A 23,670-nucleotide genomic window follows, 5' to 3' on the forward strand; every position below is an offset into this window, starting at 1 on the left:
CGGCGCGGCGGGCGGTGCCGTGATCGGCGCGATCGCGGGCGACGCGGGCAAGGGCGCGGCCATCGGCGCGGCAACGGGCACGATGGCGGGCGGCGTGCGTGCGCGGCAGGACAAGCGCGCGCAGCAGGCGAACGCGCAGGCCCAGACCCAGGGCGCGATGTCCACGTACTATCGCGCGTGGGCGGCGTGCATGCAGGGACGCGGGTATTCGATCCAGTAAGTTCGTTGCGGCGCAAATAGAACAAGGAGCGCGATCATGAAGCGCATGAGCCTCGTTGTCTTGTCGTGTCTTGCGATATCCGCAAGCGCATTTTCCGCCGGGCCCGAAGACGACGTGAGCGTCACGCGCAATGCGAACGGCACCACGCTGCAGGGCGTCGCGAAGATCACGGCGACGATCGTCGGCATCGATCCGGCGAAGCGCACCGTCACGTTGAAGACGAAATCGGGCAAGGTGATCGAGCTCGAAGTGACCAACGAGGCGCGCAACTTCGATCAGCTCGCGCTCGGCGATGTCGTGACGGCGCAGTATCGCGAGTCGCTGACGCTGAGTCTCCTCGAGAAGAACGCGCAGGCGTCGCGCTCGGAGAACGACACGGTCGAGCGGGCGCCGCGCGGCGCGAAGCCGGGCGGCGAGCTTGGCCGGGAAGTGACGGTCATCGCGAACGTGATCGCCGTCGACCGTCATGCGATGCTCGTCACGTTGCGCGGGCCGCGCGGCGAGATCGTGGACTTGCACGTGCAGGACCCGGAACGCCTGAAGCGCGTGAAAAAGGGCGATCAGGTGAAAGCGGTCTATACGGAAGCGCTCGCGATATCCGTCGAACCCGCCACGAGCAAATAGGCGCAACCGCCGGAGCGACCCATGAAACGATGCTTCGCATTGGCTCTCGCACACGTTGCATGCGCGCTCGCGCTCGCCGGTTGCGCGCAGCCCGAGCAGCGCGTGCAACCCGGCATGGATCAGCAGGCGATCGTCGCGAAGCTCGGGCCGCCGAAGGAAACCTACGACCTGCCCAACGGCGGCAAGCGTCTCATGTGGCCCACGCAGCCGATGGGATCGACGACCACCGCCGTCGACCTCGACGCGTCGGGCAACACGGTCAGCGTCCGGCAAGTGCTTCAGGAAAACGAGTTCTATCGGGCCGAGGTCAACAAATGGACGCGCAACGACGTGATGGTCGCGTTCGGCCGTCCGTTCGAGACGGCGTTTTTCAAGCGGATGAATCGCGAGGTGTGGTCGTATCGGTACCTCGAAAACAACATCGACCACATGATCTTCAACTTCTATTTCGATCCGCAAGGCGTGCTCAGGCAGACGCAGAAGCAGCCGGACCCGAAATACGATCCGAGCCAGCGCAACGTGCTTTGACGCGATCCGCTAGAAGCTGACCGCGAAGCCGAACGACACGCCATGCACGTTGTGCCCGAACACGTAGCGCACCATCGCGCGCGTGCGCGTGATGACGACGGGATACTTGCTGCTGTCGAGTTCGAGGCCCACGCCAAGCGATGTCAGGTCGTTGAAACCGAGCACGCCGGCGCTGTTGCCGAAGTAATGCGAATACGCGGTTTCGAGCACGTAGCGCACGGGCCGGTCGAGTGCGGCAAGACCCGTCGGCGCACGCCAGCGCGCCCACAGGCTGAACTGCTGCGCCGCCGCCGAGCCTTGCACCGCGTCCGACGAACTGCCGAAGCTGCGTAAATAGATATCGGTTGCGCGGAGTTCGACGTCGATCTCGTAGTGCTCGCGATAGTGCTCCAGATCGAGCATCAGCGAGCCGCCGAGCCCGTAGGCATTGAGCGCGCCGTCTTCGAGGAACTGGAGATTGGTGTTGGCGACATGATTGAACACGGTCTGCGCGACGCGCAGATCGCTCGCCACACGGCCGATCATGCCGTTGACAATGGGCCGCAGACGCAATTCGTCGGTGATCGGAAAGTCCCAGCCGATGCCGACCGTCGTGCTCACCGTGTTCCATTTCGCCGGCACCGCGCGTTGCTGATTGCCGTCGCTTGCGACGAAGGTCGGATCGTAGCGGCTGTACGCGACCGTGCCTTCGAGATAGAGCGGAAACGAGCGGCTGAGCGTGAAGCCGCCGCCGATCTGCGACTGGCCGAAGCCGGGATTGCCGCTCGTGCCGCTGTTGATGGAGAGGGAACTCGTCGTGACGTCGGGCACCGCGGTGTACGACATGATCGCGAGCACGGCGTTCGCGTAGTTCTTGACGTTGGCGCCGACGACGGCCCGGTCCGGCGCGGCTTGCGCGTGCGCGACGACCGGTGCGACGGCGAGGACGAGCATCGAAAGGATACGCAACCGGCTCGAAGACAGGATCGGCTTTCGCATGTGCGCAGCGCCCGAACGTTGAACGGCTGATTGGTCGTACGTTGCAAACGGCCGCTCCGCTGGTGCGTTGATGCGCTGGTGCGCGATCGCATGCGCGGAGCCGTTGACTGATCCCACGGTCATACGCGGCAAATGTAGCCTACCGATCGCCGCGCGCCAAGCCCGATGTACACACGAACGTTCACACGGCGCCGCAAGATTTCCTAAACTGGAGCTATTCCGCGCAACGCATCCGGGAGACGTCGATGAGACTGAACGAGCCGCGCATGGTGGTTGCCTCGATCGGTGTGTTTATCTGGCTCGCCGGTCTCTACTACACGATCGACGGCCTGCTTTATGACATCAAGCACGAATTCCGCTACGGCATGTGGGCGCTCGGCATCGGCATCGTGATTTTCGTCGTCGCGTTGAATCCGCTTGCGCAGCGCAGATCGGGAAAGCGCGACGGACCGACATGATCGAACCGGCCGGCCGTTCGTGTACTAGGCTATAGAAGCGCCATTGAACTCAACGGAGAACTTCGCAATGGGTGACCTCTGGATTGGCAATGTAGACGAGTCCACGACCGACGACGAAATCCGGCAATTTCTCTGCAATTACGGTTTTCCTCCGTACGATTCGATTCAGCGCGTGCCCGGCACCGGCGAACATCCGGCTGCGGTCGTGACGTTCGACAAGATCGAGCCGCACGTGCTGCGCACCTTTCAGCCGCGCATCCACAACATGTTCTGGAAAAACCGCACACTCGTGGTGCAGGTCATGCCCGAGCGCAACGAAACCTGATGATGTCCCGGCCGGGCACGCGGCTGCACCGTTGAATAAAACCACATGGGGAGACAGCGATGAAAGAAGAGAAGGCTGTCGGCGAGAAAGGCGTGCGCGAAGGCGCGGGCGTGCGTGAGCGTCTGAGCCGCAAGCAGTACGAGAAGGAACTGGCGCGCCTGCATGTCGAACTCGTGAAGCTGCAGGAATGGACCGTCTATACCGGCGCGAAGATTTGCGTCGTGTTCGAAGGGCGCGACGGCGCGGGCAAGGGCGGCACGATCAAGGCGATCACCGAGCGCGTGAGCCCGCGCATCTTCCGCGTGATCGCGCTGCCCGCGCCGACCGAACGCGAGAAAACGCAGATGTACGTGCAGCGTTATCTGCCGCATCTGCCCGCCGCGGGCGAAATCACGCTCTTCGACCGAAGCTGGTACAACCGCGCGGGCGTCGAGCGCGTGATGGGCTTCTGCACCGACGAGCAGGCGAAAACCTTCCTGAAGGGCTTGCCGCTCGTGGAACGCGCGATCATCGATTCGGGTGTGATTCTGATCAAATACTGGCTCGAAGTCGGGCAGGAGGAACAGACGCGGCGTCTCGAAGAGCGCATCCACGACGGCCGCAAGATCTGGAAGCTTTCGCCGATGGACCTGCTCTCGTACAGCCGCTGGTACGACTATTCGCGCGCCCGCGACGAGATGTTCGAAGCCACCGACACCGATCTCGCGCCGTGGTACGTCGTGCGTTCCGACGACAAGCGCCGCGCTCGCCTGAACCTGATCAGCCATCTGCTGGCGAACATTCCGTACAAGTCCGTGCCGCGGGAAAAGGTGAAGTTGCCCAAGCGCCAGAAGCCGGAGGGTTATCGCGAGAAAGACCGGCCGCTGCGGCACGTGCCCGAGCGCTTCTGAGCGCGATACCGGCGCGCGGATGGCTGTTTCATGACGAGAAATAATTCGCGCGCGCGGAGCTGATCGCGGCGGCCGTCGGCAACGGCCAAGCACGCATGTTCCATACCCTCGAACATGTTGTGACGACGTACCCGGAGATTGTTTCGCGCAATGAAGGCGGCGTCACGCGACCTCGCGTTGCCTCTTTTTGCCACTTTCCTGTCGCACATTGCGCATATATTTTAATGATGGTATTCAAGTCATCGGTCCGCGCGTTCGTCTTGTCGGTCCATGCATCTGCTTCCGTCATTCCTTGCACGTTCTCTTCGCGGAGGTCACGTCATGCCGCATGCAGATCAACTGGCGCGAAGCCAGGAAATCGCGGAAAAAGTCGCGCGCATCTTCCAAAAGCGCGCGGAACTGGCGCAGCAGCAGTTCAGCGAGCGCGCAAACGAAGCGGGCACGCGTCTTTTCAGCAACGGCGACGCGAATCGTTTCGACGGCACGGGTCACGCGTATGCGGTCGATCTCATGCAGCGCTCCATTCTCTTCTGGGACACGTTGCGTCAGCGCGGCAACAATTTCATCGAGCAGACGAAGCGCGGTCTCGAACCGGTGCTGCACTTCGCTCATGAAATGCTGCTCGACGGCCGCACCTTCGCGCGTCCCGTGAACTATGCGTTGTTGCGTATCGTGCCGCCCGAGGGCGTGATTATCGATCCGCTGAGACGTCCGTATCTCATCATCGATCCCCGCGCGGGGCACGGTCCCGGCATCGGCGGCTTCAAGGACGATTCGCAAGTGGGCGTCGCGTTGCGTGCGGGTCATCCGGTGTATTTCGTCACGTTCTTCCGCGATCCGCAACCCGGCCAGACGCTGCTCGATGTCTGCGCGGCCGAGCAGCAGTTCGTCAGGCACGTGCGCGAGCTGCATCCCGACAGCGCGAAGCCCGCGATCGTCGGCAACTGCCAGGGCGGCTGGGCCGCGATGATGCTCGCGAGCTCGCAGCCCGACGACACCGGACCGCTCGTCATCAACGGCGCGCCGATGTCGTACTGGAGCGGCGCCTGGCGCGAAGGCGAGGGCGACAACCCGATGCGCTATTCGGGCGGCATGCCGGGCGGCACGTGGCTCGCGTCGTTGACGGCGGACTTAGGCAACGGCAAGTTCGACGGCGCGTATCTCGTCGAGAACTTCGAAAACCTCAATCCCGCGAACTCGTTCTGGGACAAGTACTACACCCTCTTTAACAACGTCGACACCGAGCCGCCGCGCTATCTCGACTTCGAACGCTGGTGGGGCGGCTATTACCTGATGAACCGCGAAGAGATCGAATGGATCACGCGCAATCTTTTCGTCGGCAACAAGTTATGGTCGGGTGAAGTGCGCGGCGTGTCGGGCGCATCGTTCGATCTGCGCGCGATCAAGTCGCCGATCATTCTCTTCGCGTCGATGGGCGACAACATCACGCCGCCTCAACAGGCGTTCAACTGGGTCGCGGACATCTACGGCAGCACGGACGAGATCAAGGCGCGCGGACAGGTGATCGTCGGGCTGATGCACAAGAGCATCGGTCATCTCGGCATCTTCGTGAGCGGCAAGGTCGCGAAGAAGGAATACACGCAGATCGCATCGGTGCTGGAGGCGATCGAATCGTTTCCGCCGGGGCTGTACGGCATGGAGATCGCGGAACGCAAGGGCGAAGGCGGCAAGCCCGAGTACGACGTGAGCTTTCAAGAGCGCCGCCTGGAAGACGTGTCGGCGCGCTTCAATCGATTCGAACGCGTGGACGAACTGCCGTTCGAAGCGGTGAAGCAGGTATCGGATTTCAATCAGCGCGCCTATGAACTGTTCGCGCAGCCCTTCGTGCAGGCGATGGCCAACGACACCACCGCGAGCATGCTGCGCGCGTTCCATCCGTTGCGCGCGCAACGCTGGATGTTCTCGGACTACAACCCGTGGCTCGCATGGCTCGGCCCGGCGGCGCAAGCGGTCAAGGCCGCGCGCAAGCCCGCCAGCGAACACGACGCGCTGCGGCGCGCGGAGCATTGCGGCTCCGACATGATCAGCGCGAGCCTCGACTTCTATCGCGCGATGCGCGATGCGGCGACGGAAGCGATGTTCTTCTCCGTCTACGGCAACATGTTCTCGGTGCATCGCGCGCAAGAGCACGAAGCGCGCGAGCAGGTCAGCGATCCGCGCGATCTGCCCTTCGTTCAGGAAGCGCTCGCATCGGTCGGGCGTGGCGGATACGCGGAAGCCGTCGCGCGCGTCGCGTGCCTGCTGATGCGGCACGACGAGCCGCTGCCGCTCACGCGCATGGTGCTGCGCCAGGAACTCGCGGCCGACTACGCGGAATATCTGCCGCAGATGCCGCGCGACGAATGGCGGCGCATTCGCGGCGAACAGGAAATCGTCGTGCGTTACGAGCCGGAGCAGGCGCTTTCGACCTTGCCCGATCTGCTCGACGACAGCGACGACCGCAAGAAGCTCCTCACGCTCTTCGACAAGCTGCACGCGGACAGCCGCATGCAAGGCTTCGAGCCGACGGCCGCGCAGCACGACATGCTCGTGCGCATTCGCGCGGCGCTGCCGCTCAAAGCCGCGCGCGCGGCCAGACGTCCGGCGGCCGCGCATTGAGGCGTCGGCGGCGCATCTCATGTTCGCACGGGAGGCGATATGACTCATACGCACGAGAAATATGAACTGCTTATCGAGGTGTGCCGGGAGTTGCCCCCGCTCTCCGTGGCGGTCGCGCATCCTTGCGACCGGACCTCGCTCGAAAGCGCGGTCAAGGCGCACGAGATGGGCCTGATCTCGCCGCATCTCGTCGGGCCGCGCGAGCGCATTCGCGAGGTCGCGGAGGAATGCGGACTGAACATCGCGGGCTTCCCGATCGTCGATGCGCCGCACAGTCACGCCTCCGCGGAAAAGGCGGTGGAACTCGTGCGCGAGGCGAAGGCCGAGGCGCTCATGAAAGGCAGCCTGCATACCGACGAAGTCATGGCCGCCGTCGTGAAACGCGATGGCGGCCTGCGCACGCAACGGCGCGTGTCGCACTGTTTCATCATGGATGTGCCGGGCCACACGAACGTGCTCATCATCAGCGACGCCGCGATCAACATCGCGCCGACGCTCGCCGACAAGGTCGACATCCTGCAGAACGCGATCGATCTCGGTCACGCGCTGCGTCTCGAACAGGTTCGCGTCGCGATACTCTCCGCGATGGAAACGGTGAACCCGAAAGTGCCGTCGACGCTGGAAGCGGCCGCGCTCTGCAAGATGGTCGATCGCCAGCAGATCACCGGCGCGCTGGTCGATGGCCCGCTCGCGCTCGACAACGCGATCAATCTCGAAGCGGCGAAGACGAAGAAGATCGATTCGCCCGTCGCGGGGCGCGCGAACGTGCTGATCGTGCCGGATCTCGAAGCGGGCAACATGCTCGCGAAGAGCCTGTCGTTTCTCGCGGGCGCGGATGCGGCGGGCATCGTGCTCGGTGCGCGCGTGCCGATCATCCTGACGAGCCGTGCCGATTCGCTGCAGTCGCGGCTCGCGTCGTGCGCCATCGCATCGCTCGTGGCGTCGAAGCGCCGCGAAGAAACGCAAGTGGCGGGCTGAATCATGGCCGACGTCATTCTGGTTCTCAACGCGGGTTCATCGAGCATCAAGTTCAGCGCGTTCAGCGTCGAAGGCCAGGCGCTCGAACTGGTCACGCGCGGCCAAGTGGAAGGTCTCTTCAGCTCGCCGCATTTCGTCGCGTTCAATGCGAAAGGCGAGAAGGCCGGCGAGCATGCGTGGGGCGACGGCGCGAAGCTCGAACATGCCGACGCGATCGCGTATCTCGGCGCGTATCTGCGCGGTCATGGCGCGGGGCATCATTTACGCGGCGTGGGGCATCGCGTGGTGCATGGCGGCGCGCATTTCACGAAGCCCGTGCTGACGAACCCCGCCGTGCTCGACGAACTCGACAAGCTCACGCCGCTCGCGCCGCTGCATCAGCCGCACAATCTCAAGCCGATTCGCATCATCGCCGAGCGCTTTTCGCATCTGCCGCAAGTCGCATGTTTCGATACGGCCTTTCACGCGACGCAGGCGCCGATCGCGCAGGCGTTCGCGCTGCCGGAATCGATCACGAAGAACGGCGTGCGGCGCTATGGCTTTCATGGTCTCTCGTACGAATACATCGCGAACGCGCTGCCGGACATCGCGCCCGACGCGGCGAGCGGGCGCACGGTCGTCGCGCATCTGGGCAACGGCGCGAGCCTGTGCGCGATACACGCGGGCAAGAGCGTCGCGAGCACGATGGGCTTCACCGCCGTCGACGGCCTCATGATGGGCACGCGCTGCGGCAGTCTCGATCCCGGCGTGATCCTCTATCTGCTCGACGAACTCGGCATGAACGCGCGCGAGATCGAAGACCTGTTGTATCGCGGCTCGGGCCTGCTGGGCGTATCGGGCATTTCGGGCGACATGCGCGCGCTTCTCGCGAGCAGCGATGAGAGTGCGCGCTTTGCCATCGACCTCTACGCGTATCGGATCGCCCGCGAACTCGGCTCGATGAGCGCCGCGCTGCAAGGGCTCGACGCCGTCGTGTTCACGGCCGGCATCGGCGAGCATTCGAAAGAGATACGCCAGCGCGTGTGCGAACAGGCCGCATGGTGGGGCATCGAACTGGACACGAACGCCAACGAAAGCGGCGGCCCGCGCATCAGCACGGCGTCGAGCAAGGTGAGCGCGTGGGTGATTCCGACCAACGAGGAACTGATGATCGCGCGTCACACGCTGGCGCTGATCGGAGGAGCATCTGCATGACGTTGAACTCGTCACAGCCCGTTTTGAAGGGCGCGAAGGCGCTCGTCACCGGCATCGCCAACGAGCATTCGATCGCGTACGGCTGCGCGAAGGCGTTTCGCGAACTCGGCGCCGATCTCGCCATCACCTACGCCGACGATAAAGCGCGCCCGTATGTCGAGCCGCTCGCGAAAGATCTCGAAGCGCCGATCTTCATGCCGCTCAACGCATCGAGCCAGGACGAGATCGACGCGGTGTTCGCGCACATCGCGCACGAGTGGGACAGGCTCGACATTCTCGTGCATTCGATCGCGTGGGCGCCGAAGGACGATCTGCAAGGCGGCCTGCTGAACTGCTCGGCGGAAGGCTTTGCAAAAGCGATGGACATCTCGTGCCATTCGTTCGTGCGCATGGCGCGGCTCGCGGCGCCGCTCATGAAGGACGGCGGCGCGATGTTCACGATGAGCTATCACGGCGCGAACAAGGTCGTGCCGAACTACAACGTAATGGGCCCGGTGAAGGCCGCGCTCGAAGCGTGTGCGCGCTATCTCGCCTACGAGCTCGGGCCGCAGGGCATTCGCGTGCATGCGATCTCGCCGGGACCGCTCAAGACGCGCGCGGCATCGGGGCTCAAGGACTTCGACCTGTTGCTGACCGAAGCCGCGCAACGCGCGCCGCTCGGCGAACTGGTCGACATCATGGACGTCGGCTTCACCTGCGCGTTCCTCGCGACGCCTTTCGCGCGACGGATGTCGGGCGAAACGCTCTATGTGGACGGCGGCGTGAACATCATGGGGTGAGCATGTTCAACTGGCTTTTCAGGCGCGAGGACAACACGTCGCGCAAAGACGTCCGGCAGGCGCTCGATCGCATCGTCGAGGTCGCGCCGCAGGTGAGGCTCGCGAGTCGCTACGAGTCGCGCATCGGTGCGGTCATCGGCAAGACGCTCGATCATGCACAGGAACTCGTCGCCGCGCTGCCCGCGCCGCGCGATGCGACGCCCGGCGCATGGGCGGACGATCCGTATCTGCGCGCGAAGTTCGCGACGCCCGACGACATCGTCAAAGTGATCGGCGAATCGCGCGACGTGCGTGCCTGGTTCGACGACAACATCGCCGCCGACCACACCTTCGCGGTGCTGGGTGCGACGCTCGCCGAGCGGCGCGTGCTCGTCTCGGCCGTCGAGAACGGCGTGATGCGCACGGATGTCGCGCGCACGGCGGTGAGTTTCGACGACAAGCGCGTGCGCTTTTGCAGCGAAACCGACGAGGCGCTCAGACAGGAACTCGTGCAGCGGATCGTCGAGCAGTTCGCGCTCGAAGCGATGTCGCGCGTCGAGCAGCAGGAAGCGCGGCGCGACGTGCTGAAGGAACATCGCGCGTTGCTGGCCGCGCGCATGCAGATGCTCGGCCGGCGCGGCGCCGGTTTCGGCAGCCTGATCGCGTCGACTGATCTATCGGGCGACTCCACGCGGCTTCAGCGCGATTTCGAGGAAAACGACGCCGCGCTCGCCGCGCTGGGCTCGCTCACCGATTCCATCGAGGCGCAGCTTCAGACCATCATCGATCTGCTCGCCGAACCGGCGGCGCTCATCTCGCTCACGCATCGCGAACTGTGCCTGAATCAGATGAACCTGCTGATGGAAGAGCGCTGCGACGGACCGCATGCGGACATCGCGATCGTGCTCGCGCATCTGCCGACGCAGCCGCCGCAAATCCGCGCGGTCGAGATCGTGCGGATCGCGCGGCGCGATGTGCCGCCCGCCGGCGCCGCATTCGACGAAGCCGCGCGTCTCGTGCTCTGACACGCGGCTTTACTGCGGCGCGGCACGCTCGATCGCCGTCGCGATGTCGCGGCTCACGCGCCCGAGCGCGCGGCTGTGCGCGGCCACGAGCGCATCCCAGTCGCCGCCGCTGACGGGTTCGCGCACGAGCGAGCGGCCGGTAGGCCCGTTTTCGTCGCCGAAGCGGCGCGCGGACCAGTGCGCGTCGATCGTCACGGCATCGCCGGGAACGGATTCGAACTGCTGGATATCGACGCGCACGCGCCACGCTTGCGGGTCCGCGATCGCACGCGTCGCGGGCGCCACGCGATCGGAGCCGAGCAGCAACGTGAGATCGCCCGCGATGGCGCTCGCGATGCTGCTGCCAAGCGGCTCGCCCCAGCGCGCGTATTCGTTGAGTGCGACCTCGTTGTTGGTGTTGCGCGTGACGATCTGCGGCCGGTCGACGAGATCGGGAACGGTCACCGGCCCGACGATCACGGGCCGCGAGTTCGTTCGCGCGGACGTCGCGGCGAGCGAGGGATCGGCGCTCAGATGGTAGAAGCTCGCGCGCGGCGAAGCGCAGCCGGCGAGCAGAACGGCGAGAAACAGCGAGAGCAGAGCGGGCCGCATCACTTCTTGTCCTCCGGCTTGCCGCGCAGCAACGCTTCCGGATGCTGCTGCAAATAGTCCGCGAGACTGCGGAACGAGGCCGCCGTGCGCGTCAGTTCGCGGACCGCTTCGGCCGTGTCCTGTTGCAGACCCGAATCCGGCATCAGCGTGGAATGCGCCGCATCGAGCGCGGCGCGCGCGGCGGCGAGCGTGGTCGCGGCTTGCGGCACGACTTCCGTGTTGAGGCCGCGCATCAGCGTGGTCGTGCTGTCGAGCGTCTGCCGCGCGCTCGCGGTGAGTTCTTCGATCGGCAGCTTGTCGATGCGCGTCATGATGCGGTTGATCGAATCCTGAAGCGTGTCGAGGCCACTCGGCGTCGTCGGCAATTCGGGCGGCGAGCGGCTCCAGTCGATGCTCGCCTTCTTCGCGGTCGGGAAGAAATCGAGCGAGATGAACAACTGGCCGGTGAGCAGGCTGCCCGTGCGCAACTGCCCGCGCAGGCCGCGCGCGACGAGCAGGTCCGCGAGCGCATGACGGTCGGCCACGATCCGGCCGCCCTTCGGTTCGCTGGCGAATCGCGACGTGAAGCGCTCCGGATACAGCCGGATTTCGACCGGTATGCTGATGCGCTTCGTGACCGGATCGAAGCGCGTGTTGATGGCCGCGACCTCGCCGACCTGAATGCCGCGGAACTCCACCGGCGCGCCCACCGCGAGCCCGCGCACCGAGCCCGAGAAGTCGAACACGTAGTTGTCGACGATGCGCTCCTGCACGCGCAGCGCTTCGGCGCGTGTCGGGAAGAGGTTGAAGGTCGTGTCGGGCGGCGCTTCCGACCAGCTCAGCGACACGGCGGGCGTCTCGAACGCGAGGCCGCCGATGAGAATCGACACGAGCGATTGCGTGTTCACCTTGAGCCCGTCGGTGCCGAGCGTGACGTCGATGCCGCCCGCCTGCCAGAAGCGCGAATCGGCATTCACGTAGCGGTCGTAGGGCGCGTTGACGAACACGTGCAGCGTGACGCCGCTGCCGTCCTTGTCGAGTTCGAAGGACGTCACCTGGCCGACCTGCAGGCGGCGGAAATACACCGGCGTGCCGACATCCACCGAGCCGAGATCCGTCGCCTTCAGCACGAACTGGCGTCCGGGCACGTCGCTCGCGAACACCGGCGGCGTTTCGAGGCCGGTGTATTCGCGCCGGTCCTGTTTCGCACGCCCGATATCCATGCCGATATACGCGCCCGACAGCAACGTGCCGATGCCCGACACCGAGCCGCCCGCCACGCGCGGCCGCACGACCCAGAAACGCGTGTCGTCGACGAGCATGTTGGTCGCGTCGCGCGTCAGTTCGGCCGTGGCGACCACGTGCCGGTAATCCTTCGACAGCGCGACCGACTTCACGACGCCGATCTCCACGTCCTTGAACTTGATCTTCGTCTTGCCCGCTTCGATGCCTTCGCCCGTCTTGAAGCTGATCGTGACGGTCGGGCCCTGTTCGAGCACGGCTTTCGCGGCGAGCCAGATGCCGATCACGACCGCGATGGCCGGCACGACCCACACCCAGGGAATGCGCCAGCGCTTTTTCGGTGCCACTTCCGCATCTGGGATATCGCCGGGTGTGTTCATCGTCGTTCGTCCCGAGGCGGCGTGAAATCCCAGATGAGGCGCGGATCGAACGACATCGCCGCGAACATCGTCAGCACGACGACCGCGCCGAACGCGATCGCCGCCGGACCGGCCTCGATCGTCGCCATCGCGCTGAACTGCACGAGCGCGACGAGCACGGCGATCACGTAGATATCGAGCATCGACCAGCGGCCCACCAGCTCGACGATGCGGTAGATGCGCGCGCGCTGCACGCTCTGCTGCGTCATGCGCAGATTCGCGGTCGCGGCGAGATAGCCGATCGCGAGAATCTTGAGCATCGGCACGGCGATGCTCGCGATGAACACGATGATCGCGAGCGGCCACGATCCCGAATGCCACAGGTACGCGACGCCGCTCATGATCGTGTCCTTCTGCGCGCCGAAGAGCGAGCTCGTGTTCATCACCGGCAGCAGGTTCGCGGGAACGTAGAGAATCGCCGCGGAACTCAGATACGCCCAGGTGCGCGACAGGCTCGCGGGCTTGCGCAGATGCAGGCGCGCGCCGCAGCGCGGGCAGCACAGATGCTCATGACGCTGCGTGCCGCGCGTGGAGAGCCCGCAATCGTGGCAGACGCAGATGCCGTTCGCCGCCGCCGTGCGCCCGGAAAGCGGCGTGTCGGCGGGCATGCCGGGCGGCGCGCCCTGAACGCGCATCCACATCGCGCGTTCGTCGAACGCGGACGTCGCCGCGACGAGCAGCAGCATCAGCGCGGCGAGCGACCACAGCGCCGGCCCCGTGACCACCGACGCGATATGCGCGAGCTTCACGACCGCGACCAGAAGGCCGAGCATCAGCACTTCGGTCATGCCCCAGTTGCGCGCGACGCGCAGCAGACGGAACACGGCGTCGGCGTGCCACGGCCTGCGATTCAGATACAGCGGCAGCAGCAGCCATACCGTGCCGAACGCCTGCAACGCGGGCATCAGGATCGTCGTGACGAAGATGAGGACGGCGAGCGGCCACATGCCGTCGCGGTAGAGCACGCGCACCGCGCCGATCAGCGTCGTCTCGACGATGTCGCCGTTCACCGCGAGACCGACGATCGGAAACGCATTCGAGATCAGCCACAGCACGCAGGCGGCGAACGAAAAGGCGAGCGCGCGCTCGAAGCCGCGTCCGCGCCGCCGGTACAGCACCGCGCGGCAACGGCAGCAGCGCAGCGTCCCGCCGGGCGGCACGCTGCCTTCGCGCTGCATCAGATCGCATTCGTGACACGCGATCAACGGGCGCGCGTCGCGATCATCGGAAGTGATCGTGTTCATTGCACCGTCTGGGAAGCGGGCTGGCCGGGTTTCGCGGAATCCGCGGACGGCGTCGCCGATTGTTGCTGCGTCGTCATCTTGTCGGCCGCGACGACCCAGCCGCCGCCCATCACCTTGTAAAGCGTGACGAACGACACGAGCGCGGCGGCCTGCGTCTGCGTCTGCGAAAGCTGGGCGTTGAAGAGACTGCGCTCGGCGTCGAGCACTTCGATATAGCTCGTGTAGCCGCCTTCGTAGCGCGCCCGCGCGAGCCGCGAATACGTGGAGAGCGCGGTGACCTGACGGCCTTGCACTTCGAGCTGCTCGTGCAGTTTCTGCGACGCGATGAGCGCGTCGTCGACTTCCTGGAACGCGACCTGGATCGACTTCTGATACGTGAGCAGCGCCGCCTGCTGCTGCGCTTCGGCCGACTGCACCTGACCCGAGATGTTGCCCGCCGTGAAGATCGGCTGCGTGATTTGCCCCGCGAACGACCACACGCGCGACGGCCCCGTGAAGAGCGACGAGAACTGGCCGCTCGCGGTCCCGAACAGGCCCGTCAGCGAAATCTGCGGGAAGTAGAGCGCGCGCGCCGCGCCGATGAGCGCATTGGCCGCGACCAGATCCTGTTCCGCCTGAAGCAGATCGGGACGGCGCTCCAGCAGGTCGGAAGGCAGGCCCGCCGGGATGACGGGCGTCGAAAGCTCGCCGAGCGTGCGGCCGCGCACGATCGGCCCCGGATTCGCGCCGAGCAGCACCGAGAGCGCGTCTTCCTGCTGCGCAATCTGCGTTTCGAGCTGCGGAATCGTCGCGAGCGAGGCTTCGTATTCGGACTGGCTCTGCGCGAGTTCCATCTGCGAGACTTCGCCGCCTTCGAAACGCAACGTGAACACATGCACCGATTCGGCGCGGCTCTGCGTGGTTGCCTTGGCGATTTCGAGCTGCTTGTCGAAGCTGCGCAAATTCAGATACGACGACGCCACCGACGCCACCAGCGCAAGGATCGTCGCGCGCCGTCCTTCCTCGCTCGACAGCAGGTTGGCGCGCGCGGCCTCGGTGAGCCGCCGGTTGCGCCCGAAGAGATCGAGTTCCCACGCCGCCGACACCGACACCTGGAAGTCGTTGTAGACCGGCCCGAACCCTTGCAGCGGCTGCGGTCCCGCCTGCGAAGCGCGCTGCCGCGCGGCCGACGCGCCCGCCGAAATCTGCGGAAACAGCGCGGAGCGCGTCGTCACGAACTGGCCCATGAACTGATCGACGCGCGCCGCCGCGATTTTCACGTCCTTGTTGTTCGCGAGCGCGGTCGAGATCAGATCGTCGAGCACCGGGTCCTGGAACTGCTTCCACCATTCGGTGTTCGCGGTATCGGCGACTTCGGCCGTGGCGAAGCGATACGTCGCCGGGGTATCGACCGGCTGACGCGAGTAGTTCGGACCGAGCAGGCAGCCGGAGAGCGCGAGCGCGGCGGCGAGGGCGACGAAAGTGCGCCGCATGTCAGTCCCCCTTGTCCGGAGCGGACGGCGAGGCGTTCGGGCCGCTGCCCGATGCGTTCTGGGACGGCTTCGCATCGGCGGCGGCGGGCGCTTCGTCGCCTTTCTTCTTCTTTCGCGAGGACATGGTTTCCAGTCCCCAGAAGAACATCGGGATGAAGAACACGGCGATGACCGTCGCGCCGAGCATCCCGCCGATCACGCCCGTGCCGATGGAATGCCGGCTGTTCGCCGACGCGCCCGTCGCGATCGCGAGCGGCACGCAGCCGAGAATGAACGCGAGCGAGGTCATGACGATCGGGCGCAGGCGTTCTTCGGCGGCGGTCATGGCGGCGTCGTAGACGGACGCGCCCGCCTCGCGGTTCATCACCGCGAACTCGAAGATGAGAATCGCGTTCTTCGCGGCGAGCGCGACGAGCATCGTCAGGCCGATCTGGAAGTACACGTCGTTGTTGAGGCCGCGCAGCAGAATGGCGAGCAGCGCGCCGAAGATCGCGAACGGCACCGCCATCAGCACGCCGAACGGCAGGCTCCATTTCTCGTACTGCGCGGCGAGGATCAGGAACACCATGATGAGGCCGAACACGAAGACGAGCGCCGACGAACTGCCCGACTGCTGCGCCTCGTAGGCCTCGCCGCTCCACCCGATGCCGTAGTCCGACGGCAAGCCCCTCGCGATATCTTCCAGCGCCTGCATGACCTGTCCGGACGCGTAGCCGGGCGCGGCGTTCGCCGTGATCTTCACCGCGGGGAAGTTGTTGAAACGCGTGATGAGATCGGGGCCCGTGACATAACGCGTCGTGACCATCGACTTGAGCGGCACCATCTCGCCGGTCTTGCTCTTCACGAAAATCTGCGTGAGATCGTCGGGCTTAATCCGGTATTGCGGCTCCGCCTGCAAGATCACCTGCCAGAGCCGGCTCGACCGGTTGAACTGCGAAACATACAGCGAGCCGAACATCGTCTGCATCGCGCTGTAGACGTCCTCCACGGGCACGCCGAGCGTTTCGGCCTTGTCGCGATCGACATTGGCGAGCAACTGCTGCGAAGACGCGTTGAAGGTCGAAGTGACGCCCGTCAGCTCCGGACGGGCCTTCGCCTTCGCGACGAAATCGTCGATGACGGCGGCGAACTGCCCGATGGTCGCGTCGCCCTTGCTCTGAATCCACATTTCGGTGCCGCCCGTCGTGCCGAGACCCGGAATCGACGGCGGATTCAGCGGCACGACGATGCCCTCCCGGATCTGCGACAAGTGCTTGTACGCGTCGAGAAGCACCGCGCGCGCGTTCTGCGTGCGGATATTGTCGGACTTGTAGCGCTCCTCGAAACTCTTGAAGCCGACGAAGAACGTCGACGAGTTGTTCTTGTTCTGGCTATCGAGAATGCTGAAGCCATCGACGGTCGTAATGCTGCCGACCGCCGGCTGCTTCATGAAGTACTCGGTGACGCGATCGGACACCGCGCCGGTGCGATCGAGCGACGCCGCATCCGGCATGATCACCGCGCCGAGCAGATAGCCCTGATCCTCGGGCGGCAGGAACGCGGTCGGTATGTCGCGCATCATCACGACGGCGAGCGCGATCATGCCGCCAAAGAGCAAGAGCGCGATCGCGAAGCGCTTGATGACGAGCCGCACGGCATTCGTGTAGCCGCGCGTCATGCGCAGGAACTGAGCGTCGAACCAGCGGAAAAAGCCCTTTTTCTCGTGATGTCCGGGTTTCAGCAGCAACGCGGCGAGCGCGGGCGACAAGGTCAGCGCGACGATGCCCGAGAGCACCACCGAGATCGCGATCGTAATGGCGAACTGCTTGTACATCTGCCCCGTGATGCCGCTCAGGAACGCCACCGGCACGAACACCGCGCACAGCACGAGCACGATGGCGACCACCGGGCCGGCCACTTCGTCCATCGCCTGCTTGGCGGCGGTTTTCGGGTCGAGCTTGTGCACGGTCATGTTGCGCTCGACGTTCTCGATCACGACGATCGCATCGTCCACGACGATCCCGATCGCGAGCACCATGCCGAACAGCGTCAGCATGTTGATGGAGAAGCCGAGCGCTTCCATGCCCATGAACGTGCCGACGATCGACACCGGCACCGCGATCACCGGAATCAGCGTGGCGCGCAGGCTTTGCAGGAACACGAACACGACGATCACGACCAGCACGACCGCTTCGAAGAACGTATGCACCACGTCGGAGATGGACGCGCGCGTGAACTCCGTCGTGTCCATCGCGATGGCGTAGTCGATGCCCTGCGGGAACGTCTTCTTCATCTCCTCGAGCGACGCGCGCACCTGCTTCGCCACGTCGAGCGCGTTCGCGCCCGGCTGCTGATAGACGGCGAGCACCGTCGCCGATTTGCCCTGGAAGCGGCTGCGGATCGAATAGTCTTTCTGCCCCAGCTCGGCGCGGCCCACGTCCTTCAGCCGCACGATCGCCGCACCGCCCGACTGCGCGCGAATGATGATGTTCTCGAACTCCGAAGGCTCGGTGAGCCGGCCGGTGGTCGTCACCGCGAAGGACTGCTCGACGGGCGAGCCCGTCGGCGATTGCCCGAGACGGCCCACGGCGAACTGCTGGTTCTGGTTCGCGACCGCGCGCTGGACATCGGCGGCGGTGATGCCGAGTTGCGCCATGCGGTCGGGCTTGAGCCAGATGCGCATGGCGTAATCCGGCGTGCCGAAGATGGCCGACTGGTTCGCGCCGGGAATGCGCTTGAGCGCATCGAGCACATACACGTTCGCGTAGTTCGCGATGTACGTCGCGTCGTAGCGTTCGTCGGGCGAATAGATCGCGATGACCATCATGAACGCCTGCGACTTCTTCTGCACCTGCACGCCCTGCGCCGTCACCGACTGCGGCAGTTGCGGCAGCGCGAGATTCACGCGGTTCTGCACGTCGACCTGCGCGAGTTCCGGATTCGTGCCGATCTGGAAGTACGCGTTGATGGTCAGGTTGCCCGTCGACGAACTCGACGAGCTCATGTAGATCATGTTGTCCGCGCCGTTGACCTGCTGCTCGATCGGCGCGGCGACGTTGTTCGCGACCACGTCCGCGCTCGCGCCCGGATAGGTGGCGGAGATCGTGATCTGCGGCGGCGTGATGTCGGGGTACTGCGCGGTCGGCAGCGCGAGCATGCACAGCGCGCCGCCGAGCGTGATGATGATCGATATGACCGACGCGAAAATCGGACGGTCAATGCAGAAATGTGAAATGTTCATTGGCCTCTTCCGCGCGACGTGCTTCCGATCGTCGTCAGATCAAGTCACTTTTCGGTTCCACCGCTTGCGTTCTTCGCTTGCCCGAGCGACGCCTCCTGCGCGCCCGACGCCGGCGCAGCGGGGGCGGCCGTGACGCGAACCTGCGAGTCCGCGCTGACCCGGATCGCGCCATCGACGATGACGCGTTCGCCCGCTTTCAGGCCGCTCGTGATGAACCAGTCGTCGCCGTGCCATTCGCCGACTTCGATCACGCGCTGATGCGGCTTCGACTGATCGTCGAGCACCCAGACGAAGTGGCTCTTCGCGCCCTGCAATACGGCGCGCTGCGGCAGGAGAATCGCGTTGGGCCGCACCGCGCCCGCGACGCGCGCCTTCACGAACTGGCCGGGCCGCAGCGTGCCCTGCGGATTCGAAAACACGGCGCGCACGAGGAACGTGCCCGTTTCCGTGCTGAAGGCCGGATTCGTGAAGTCGATGCGGCCGGTCTGCGGATACACCGAGCCGTCGGCCTGGATGACGGTCACGTCGAACTTGTTGTCGGATGGAAAGCGCAACTGGCCTTTCTTGATCTGCTCGCGATAAGTCAGCAACTCGTTCTCCGAGATGCTGAAGTTCACCCACATCGGGTCGAGCTGATAGACGTAGGTGAGCAGGCCCGATTGCGTCGGCGTCACGTAGCTGCCTTCCTGCACGCGCGCGAAGCTGGAGAGGCCCTTGAGCGGCGAGCGGATCGTCGTGTAGCTCAGATTGAGCTCGGCGGACTGCACTTCGCCTTTCGCGGCGATGACGGCGGCCTGCGCGCTCTTTTCGTTACCGACGGCGTCGTCGAGATCTTTCTTGCTCAACGCGTTCATCGCGGCGAGCGGCTTCACGCGCGAGAGATTCTGCTGGGTGACGAGCAGGCGCGCTTGCTGCTGCGCGAGCGATCCCTTGGCGGTCTGCAGCGCGGCTTCGAACGGGCGCTTGTCCATGATGAACATCACCTGGCCGGCCTGGACGAGCGAGCCTTCGGTGTACAGGCGCTTTTCCAGGAAGCCGTCGACGCGCGCGCGTATTTCGACCTCGCGCGAACTCTGCGTCTGCGCGGTGAATTCGAAATCGACGGGGGTGGACTGCGCGGCGACGGTCACGGCGGTGACATCGACGGGAGGCTTCTGCGCTTCGGGCGGCGGCTTCTTGCACGCCACGAGCATGAGCGACGCGATCGCGGCGGCTGCAACGAAACGCAGCGCGCGCGTCGGGCGCGACGGGTGAGCGAACGAGCAGCAGTCCAGCATCTTTTCCGACACGAACGCCATAGGCGCCTCCCTCTTGGGATGGCCGATCGTTGATCAGCGAGCGCGCCGCTGGGGCGTCTCGCCACGACATGCTCGCGGTGTGCGTTTCAGCGAATGCGTGCATTCGCCAAGCGATGAAATCGCGCGGGACAGGACTTTCTGGCGACGTCAGCGAGCGCGAGCCTGATGCTTGTGGTGTGTCGTAGCTGCCTCCGGTTTTGACGGTCGAGTTATAGCCAGAGATGCTCAGGGTTCGCCACGATGAGTGGCGTGACGTGTCTACTAATAGCCGAATACGGATGAAAACGCCATAGCGTTTAATGCCATTTTGGCTGAACGCTGTGGATCGGGGAACGCAGCAATTACTGACGGCTTCCATCCCGGAAGCTGAGGAAACGCGGCGGCGGGACGCTATGGATTGCTTGGCAGTCTGCCGAACGGGCATGCCGGAATCTGAAACGCCGGCGCAGACTGTGGATTTTCCTGGCCGGCGTGCCCGCGCGTCACAAATGCCCGAACAACGCCCGGGGCCGATCCCGCAACGTGCTCGCCAGCATCCGCAATCCGCTGACGAGCTGATCGCGGCTCTCCGCGCACGCGAGATTGATGCGCACGCCATGCTCGATCTCCGAGCGGTCCACCGCGAACGCCGACGACGGCATCACCACCACGCCGCGCGCCTTCGCGTTCGCCGCGAAATCGTCGGCGCGCCACGGCAGCGGCAGCTTCAGCCAGACGAACATGCAGGCCGGATCGGACTGCAACAGGTCCTGCGGCAGCAACTCGCGCGCGAGATCGTGCCGCGCGCGAATCTCGGCGAGCTGCGCATTCATGATGTGCTGCGCGGTGCCGTCCTCCATCCAGACGGCCGCAATCAGCATGGAAAGCGGAGCGGGCATCCACGCCGTCGTGCGCACGGCCTCCGCACAAAGCGCCGAATTGTCCTGCGGGCTCAGCAGATAGCCGAGCCGCAGGCCGGGCGCGAGTATCTTCGATGTCGCCGAGATATGGAACGTCAGTTCGGGGCACAGGCTCGCGAGCGTCGGCAGGCGTTGCGCGACGAGCGGGCCGTACACGTCGTCCTCGATGATCGCGACGCCGTGCCGCCGCGCGACATCGACGAGCGCCATGCGCCGCTCGAGGGTCATCGTCGTGACGGTGGGATTCTGCAGATTCGGCACCGTGAAAATCGCCTTCACCGGCACGCGCCTGCACGCGCGCTCGACCTCGTCGATGAGCAGGCCGTCGCGGTCGCTCGGAATGCCGACGATCTCGAACTGGAACACCGGCGCGAGCGCCTTCAGCCCGTAATACGTGAGCTGATCCGCAAGGATCACGCCGTCCGTGCCGATCAGGCTGTTGAGCACCGCGTACAAGCCGTGCTGCGCGCCGCTCGTGACGACGACCTGATCCGCCGTCGGCGCGAAGCCCGGCGCGCTCATCCAGCGCGCACCGGCCGCGCGCGCCCATGACGGCCCCTGCGGCGGCTGATATTCCTGTAATTGCGCGAAGCGCGGATCGCGCGGCAGCTCGCCCATCGTGCGCGCGAGGCACGCGAGGAATTCACCGGTCGCGGGACGGTTCACCGTCAGGTCGATGACCGCGGTGCCCGTGCTCGCGGGCGGCGTCTCGACGCTCGGCATCGCGCCGCCGGTCACGAGCGAGCCGCGCCGCTTGCTGCCGATCACGAGCCCGCGCAACTGCAACTCCTTGTACGCGCGCGACACCGTCGACACATTGATGCCCAGATCGCTCGCCAGTTGCCGCTGCGGCGGCAGACGGCTGCCCGGCGGATAGATGCCGCTGCGGATTTCCTTCTCGATGGAGCTGGATACCTCGATATAGGTCGATCGCTTTGCCGTGCCGTCGGTTTCGCCGTTCGCACTCAGCGCCTGATCCTTGTCGGAAGCCATGAATCTCTGTCTCCATACAAACGATGCTTTGTCCGCGATTTGTGCGGAAGTGAGCCGATTCTAACCCAGAGTCGGCCCGATGCAACGTCCGTATAGAAGCTCAAAACGCCGCAGCGCCTCACTGCAAGACGCGCTCCAGCCTGCACTCAGGGAAAATCCGGGCACCACACAATAACGGTTTTAATTGCACACAAAAAAATCTTGTGTGATTCTAGTATCGGAGTTTGTCTGGTGTGCGCGGCGCGTTTGCCTGGTCCGCGCTTCCGATTCATCCGATCTTTGTCCGCAGGAGATTTCCCGATGTCCTTGCCTCAAACCGCTCCACCCAAGCTCGGCTCGGCGCTGCGTCAGCGCCACGTCACGATGATCGCGCTCGGCGGCATCATCGGCGCCGGGTTGTTCGTCGGCAGCAGCGCGACGCTCGCCACCGTCGGACCGGCGGCGTGCGTGTCGTATCTCGTCGCCGGAATCGTCGTGCTGATGGTCATGCGCATGCTCGGTGAAATGGCGCTCGCCGTGCCCGGCGTCGGCTCGTTCACGGAATACGCGCGCATCGGCCTCGGCAACTGGGCCGGCTTCACGAGCGGCTGGCTGTACTGGTACTTCTGGGTGATCGTCGTCGCGGTGGAAGCGGTTGCGGGCGCGGCAATCTTGCAGCGCTGGATTCCGGCGCCGGTCTGGGTCATCGGCCTCGTGCTGCTGTCCGTGATGACCGTGATCAACCTGCTCTCGGTCAAGTCGTATGGCGAATTCGAGTTCTGGTTCGCGTCGATCAAGGTTGCTGCGATCATCGTGTTCATCGCGATCGGCGCGGGCTATCTGCTCGGCTTCGGGCACACGGGCAGCGCGGCGGCGCATCTCACCGGCAATCGCGGCTTTCTGCCGTTCGGCGCGATGTCCGTCTTCGCCGCCGTGCCGACCGTGATTTTCGCGGTCGGCGGCGCGGAAATCGCGACCATCGCCGCCGCCGAATCCGACGATCCCGCCAAGAGCGTCGCCGCCATGACGCGCTCGGTGATTCTGCGCGTCATCACGTTCTATGTCGGCTCGCTGTTCCTGATCGCGTGCATCGTGCCGTGGGGCAGCATCGTGACGGGGCATTCGCCGTTCGTCGCCGCGCTGGAGACGATGCGCATTCCCTACGCCGCCGACATCATGAACGCGATCGTGCTCGTCGCCGTGTTGTCCGCGCTGAACTCGGGCCTGTATGTGTCGTCGCGCATTCTGTTCCGCCTCGCCGAACGCGGCGATGCGCCGACCTCGCTGCTCAAGCTCACGCCGAACAAGGTGCCGCGTCTCGCGGTGATGCTGTCGAGCGTCGTCGGCTATGTGGCGATCATCGCGGCGATCGTGTCGCCGCAGGGCGTGTTCCTGTTCCTCGTGAACGCGTCGGGCGCGGTCATGCTGTTCGTCTATCTCGCGACGGCGCTCGCGCAGATCCGCATCCGCCGGCGCATTCAGAAGGAAGCGCCCGAGCGTCTCACGCTGAAGATGTGGCTCTTTCCGTGGCTCTCGTATGCGGTCGTCATCGCGATCGTCGGCGTGCTCGCGGCGATGGGCGCGGACCCCGAACTGCGCCCGCAACTGGTGGCGAGTCTCGCGAGTCTCGCGGTGGCGTCGGCGGCGTACTTGTTCGCGGCGAAGCGTCATCATCGACATGAAGCGCGCGAAGCGGCGACGGGCTTTCTGTCGACCGAAAGCAAAGGGGCGTGACCG

The 23,670-nt window shown here is 65.1% G+C and carries 20 protein-coding genes; 12 read left to right on the top strand and 8 right to left on the bottom strand.

All coding sequences use genetic code 11. The features are described from left to right. From NOV72_RS03830 to NOV72_RS03840, 3 genes are all read left to right on the top strand, one after another. Positions 1-220: glycine zipper family protein (locus NOV72_RS03830; protein ID WP_245932886.1), on the top strand; the 220-nt coding region annotated here is incomplete at its 5' end. 36 nt (positions 221-256) lie between these two features. Further along, the gene (locus NOV72_RS03835) at positions 257-844 is read left to right on the top strand and encodes a hypothetical protein (protein ID WP_106853289.1); all 588 of its coding nucleotides are present in this window, start codon (positions 257-259) and stop codon (positions 842-844) included. 21 nt (positions 845-865) lie between these two features. Next, positions 866-1,372, top strand: coding sequence for a hypothetical protein (locus tag NOV72_RS03840; protein WP_106853290.1), 507 nt, complete (start codon positions 866-868; stop codon positions 1,370-1,372). A gap of 9 nt (positions 1,373-1,381) precedes the next feature. Here NOV72_RS03840 and NOV72_RS03845 read toward each other — a convergent pair whose 3' ends face one another. Next, positions 1,382-2,350 (bottom strand): hypothetical protein, encoded by a 969-nt coding sequence (locus NOV72_RS03845; RefSeq protein ID WP_106853676.1) that lies wholly within the window; start codon positions 2,348-2,350, stop codon positions 1,382-1,384. A 245-nt stretch (positions 2,351-2,595) separates the two neighbouring features. Here NOV72_RS03845 and NOV72_RS03850 point away from each other — a divergent pair, with 245 nt between their 5' ends. From NOV72_RS03850 to NOV72_RS03885, 8 genes are all read left to right on the top strand, one after another. Beyond that, entirely contained in the window at positions 2,596-2,808 is a 213-nt protein-coding gene (locus tag NOV72_RS03850; RefSeq protein WP_245932887.1) for a DUF2964 family protein, read from the top strand. A gap of 67 nt (positions 2,809-2,875) precedes the next feature. Beyond that, positions 2,876-3,133, top strand: coding sequence for an RNA recognition motif domain-containing protein (locus NOV72_RS03855; protein ID WP_106853291.1), 258 nt, complete (start codon positions 2,876-2,878; stop codon positions 3,131-3,133). 59 nt (positions 3,134-3,192) lie between these two features. Beyond that, positions 3,193-4,023, top strand: a complete 831-nt coding sequence (ppk2, locus tag NOV72_RS03860; protein ID WP_106853292.1) for a polyphosphate kinase 2 — start codon at positions 3,193-3,195, stop codon at positions 4,021-4,023. A gap of 321 nt (positions 4,024-4,344) precedes the next feature. Then, positions 4,345-6,642 carry a DUF3141 domain-containing protein gene (locus NOV72_RS03865; protein ID WP_106853293.1) on the top strand — a complete coding sequence of 766 codons (2,298 nt, stop codon included), beginning with the start codon at positions 4,345-4,347 and terminating at the stop codon, positions 6,640-6,642. A 39-nt stretch (positions 6,643-6,681) separates the two neighbouring features. Continuing rightward, positions 6,682-7,620 (top strand): phosphate acetyltransferase, encoded by a 939-nt coding sequence (locus tag NOV72_RS03870; RefSeq protein ID WP_106853294.1) that lies wholly within the window; start codon positions 6,682-6,684, stop codon positions 7,618-7,620. 3 nt (positions 7,621-7,623) lie between these two features. Next, positions 7,624-8,814, top strand: coding sequence for an acetate/propionate family kinase (locus NOV72_RS03875; protein ID WP_106853295.1), 1,191 nt, complete (start codon positions 7,624-7,626; stop codon positions 8,812-8,814). Then, positions 8,811-9,593 carry an enoyl-ACP reductase FabI gene (fabI, locus tag NOV72_RS03880; RefSeq protein WP_106853296.1) on the top strand — a complete coding sequence of 261 codons (783 nt, stop codon included), beginning with the start codon at positions 8,811-8,813 and terminating at the stop codon, positions 9,591-9,593. The genes NOV72_RS03875 and fabI overlap by 4 nt, the downstream gene beginning before the upstream one ends. A gap of 2 nt (positions 9,594-9,595) precedes the next feature. Continuing rightward, on the top strand, positions 9,596-10,597 hold the full coding sequence (locus NOV72_RS03885) for a hypothetical protein (RefSeq protein ID WP_106853297.1): 1,002 nt from the start codon (positions 9,596-9,598) through the stop codon (positions 10,595-10,597). Between the two features lie 9 nt (positions 10,598-10,606). On the opposite strand, the gene NOV72_RS03890 is transcribed toward NOV72_RS03885, so the two are convergent. The 7 genes from NOV72_RS03890 to NOV72_RS03920 all read right to left on the bottom strand — a co-directional run bounded on the left by NOV72_RS03890 (position 10,607) and on the right by NOV72_RS03920 (position 21,954). Further along, a complete protein-coding gene (locus NOV72_RS03890; protein ID WP_106853298.1) occupies positions 10,607-11,188 on the bottom strand; it encodes a PqiC family protein in 582 nt (193 codons plus the stop codon). Beyond that, entirely contained in the window at positions 11,188-12,789 is a 1,602-nt protein-coding gene (locus tag NOV72_RS03895; RefSeq protein WP_106853299.1) for a PqiB family protein, read from the bottom strand. The genes NOV72_RS03890 and NOV72_RS03895 overlap by 1 nt, the downstream gene beginning before the upstream one ends. After that, positions 12,786-14,072 (bottom strand): paraquat-inducible protein A, encoded by a 1,287-nt coding sequence (locus NOV72_RS03900; RefSeq protein WP_106853300.1) that lies wholly within the window; start codon positions 14,070-14,072, stop codon positions 12,786-12,788. The genes NOV72_RS03895 and NOV72_RS03900 overlap by 4 nt, the downstream gene beginning before the upstream one ends. Continuing rightward, positions 14,069-15,544: an efflux transporter outer membrane subunit gene (locus NOV72_RS03905; protein ID WP_106853301.1), complete on the bottom strand. Its 1,476-nt coding sequence runs from the start codon at positions 15,542-15,544 to the stop codon at positions 14,069-14,071. Before NOV72_RS03905 ends, NOV72_RS03900 begins: the two co-directional genes overlap by 4 nt. Before the next feature lies 1 nt (position 15,545). After that, positions 15,546-18,764, bottom strand: coding sequence for an efflux RND transporter permease subunit (locus NOV72_RS03910; RefSeq protein ID WP_106853302.1), 3,219 nt, complete (start codon positions 18,762-18,764; stop codon positions 15,546-15,548). A 44-nt stretch (positions 18,765-18,808) separates the two neighbouring features. Then, positions 18,809-20,062 (bottom strand): efflux RND transporter periplasmic adaptor subunit, encoded by a 1,254-nt coding sequence (locus NOV72_RS03915; protein WP_106853303.1) that lies wholly within the window; start codon positions 20,060-20,062, stop codon positions 18,809-18,811. A gap of 482 nt (positions 20,063-20,544) precedes the next feature. Further along, positions 20,545-21,954 carry an aminotransferase-like domain-containing protein gene (locus tag NOV72_RS03920; protein WP_106853304.1) on the bottom strand — a complete coding sequence of 470 codons (1,410 nt, stop codon included), beginning with the start codon at positions 21,952-21,954 and terminating at the stop codon, positions 20,545-20,547. A 300-nt stretch (positions 21,955-22,254) separates the two neighbouring features. On the opposite strand from NOV72_RS03920, the gene NOV72_RS03925 reads away from it, so the two are divergent. After that, entirely contained in the window at positions 22,255-23,667 is a 1,413-nt protein-coding gene (locus NOV72_RS03925; protein WP_106853305.1) for an amino acid permease, read from the top strand. Positions 23,668-23,670 lie beyond the last annotated feature (3 nt).

Source organism: Caballeronia novacaledonica, assembly GCF_900258035.1.
GTDB classification, from domain to species: Bacteria; Pseudomonadota; Gammaproteobacteria; order Burkholderiales; family Burkholderiaceae; genus Caballeronia; species Caballeronia novacaledonica.

Bases quoted from the DNA above. Each gene is read 5' to 3' on its own strand.
- NOV72_RS03835 (WP_106853289.1), top strand. From the start codon at position 257: ATGAAGCGCATGAGCCTCGTTGTCTTGTCGTGTCTTGCGATATCCGCA.
- NOV72_RS03855 (WP_106853291.1), top strand. From the start codon at position 2,876: ATGGGTGACCTCTGGATTGGCAATGTAGACGAGTCCACGACCGACGAC.
- NOV72_RS03885 (WP_106853297.1), top strand. From the start codon at position 9,596: ATGTTCAACTGGCTTTTCAGGCGCGAGGACAACACGTCGCGCAAAGAC.
- NOV72_RS03905 (WP_106853301.1), bottom strand. From the start codon at position 15,544: ATGCGGCGCACTTTCGTCGCCCTCGCCGCCGCGCTCGCGCTCTCCGGC.
- NOV72_RS03920 (WP_106853304.1), bottom strand. From the start codon at position 21,954: ATGGCTTCCGACAAGGATCAGGCGCTGAGTGCGAACGGCGAAACCGAC.
- NOV72_RS03910 (WP_106853302.1), bottom strand. From the start codon at position 18,764: ATGAACATTTCACATTTCTGCATTGACCGTCCGATTTTCGCGTCGGTC.
- NOV72_RS03890 (WP_106853298.1), bottom strand. From the start codon at position 11,188: ATGCGGCCCGCTCTGCTCTCGCTGTTTCTCGCCGTTCTGCTCGCCGGC.
- ppk2 (WP_106853292.1), top strand. From the start codon at position 3,193: ATGAAAGAAGAGAAGGCTGTCGGCGAGAAAGGCGTGCGCGAAGGCGCG.
- NOV72_RS03875 (WP_106853295.1), top strand. From the start codon at position 7,624: ATGGCCGACGTCATTCTGGTTCTCAACGCGGGTTCATCGAGCATCAAG.
- NOV72_RS03915 (WP_106853303.1), bottom strand. From the start codon at position 20,062: ATGGCGTTCGTGTCGGAAAAGATGCTGGACTGCTGCTCGTTCGCTCAC.
- NOV72_RS03850 (WP_245932887.1), top strand. From the start codon at position 2,596: ATGAGACTGAACGAGCCGCGCATGGTGGTTGCCTCGATCGGTGTGTTT.
- fabI (WP_106853296.1), top strand. From the start codon at position 8,811: ATGACGTTGAACTCGTCACAGCCCGTTTTGAAGGGCGCGAAGGCGCTC.
- NOV72_RS03900 (WP_106853300.1), bottom strand. From the start codon at position 14,072: ATGAACACGATCACTTCCGATGATCGCGACGCGCGCCCGTTGATCGCG.
- NOV72_RS03845 (WP_106853676.1), bottom strand. From the start codon at position 2,350: ATGCGAAAGCCGATCCTGTCTTCGAGCCGGTTGCGTATCCTTTCGATG.
- NOV72_RS03840 (WP_106853290.1), top strand. From the start codon at position 866: ATGAAACGATGCTTCGCATTGGCTCTCGCACACGTTGCATGCGCGCTC.
- NOV72_RS03895 (WP_106853299.1), bottom strand. From the start codon at position 12,789: ATGAACACACCCGGCGATATCCCAGATGCGGAAGTGGCACCGAAAAAG.
- NOV72_RS03865 (WP_106853293.1), top strand. From the start codon at position 4,345: ATGCCGCATGCAGATCAACTGGCGCGAAGCCAGGAAATCGCGGAAAAA.
- NOV72_RS03870 (WP_106853294.1), top strand. From the start codon at position 6,682: ATGACTCATACGCACGAGAAATATGAACTGCTTATCGAGGTGTGCCGG.
- NOV72_RS03925 (WP_106853305.1), top strand. From the start codon at position 22,255: ATGTCCTTGCCTCAAACCGCTCCACCCAAGCTCGGCTCGGCGCTGCGT.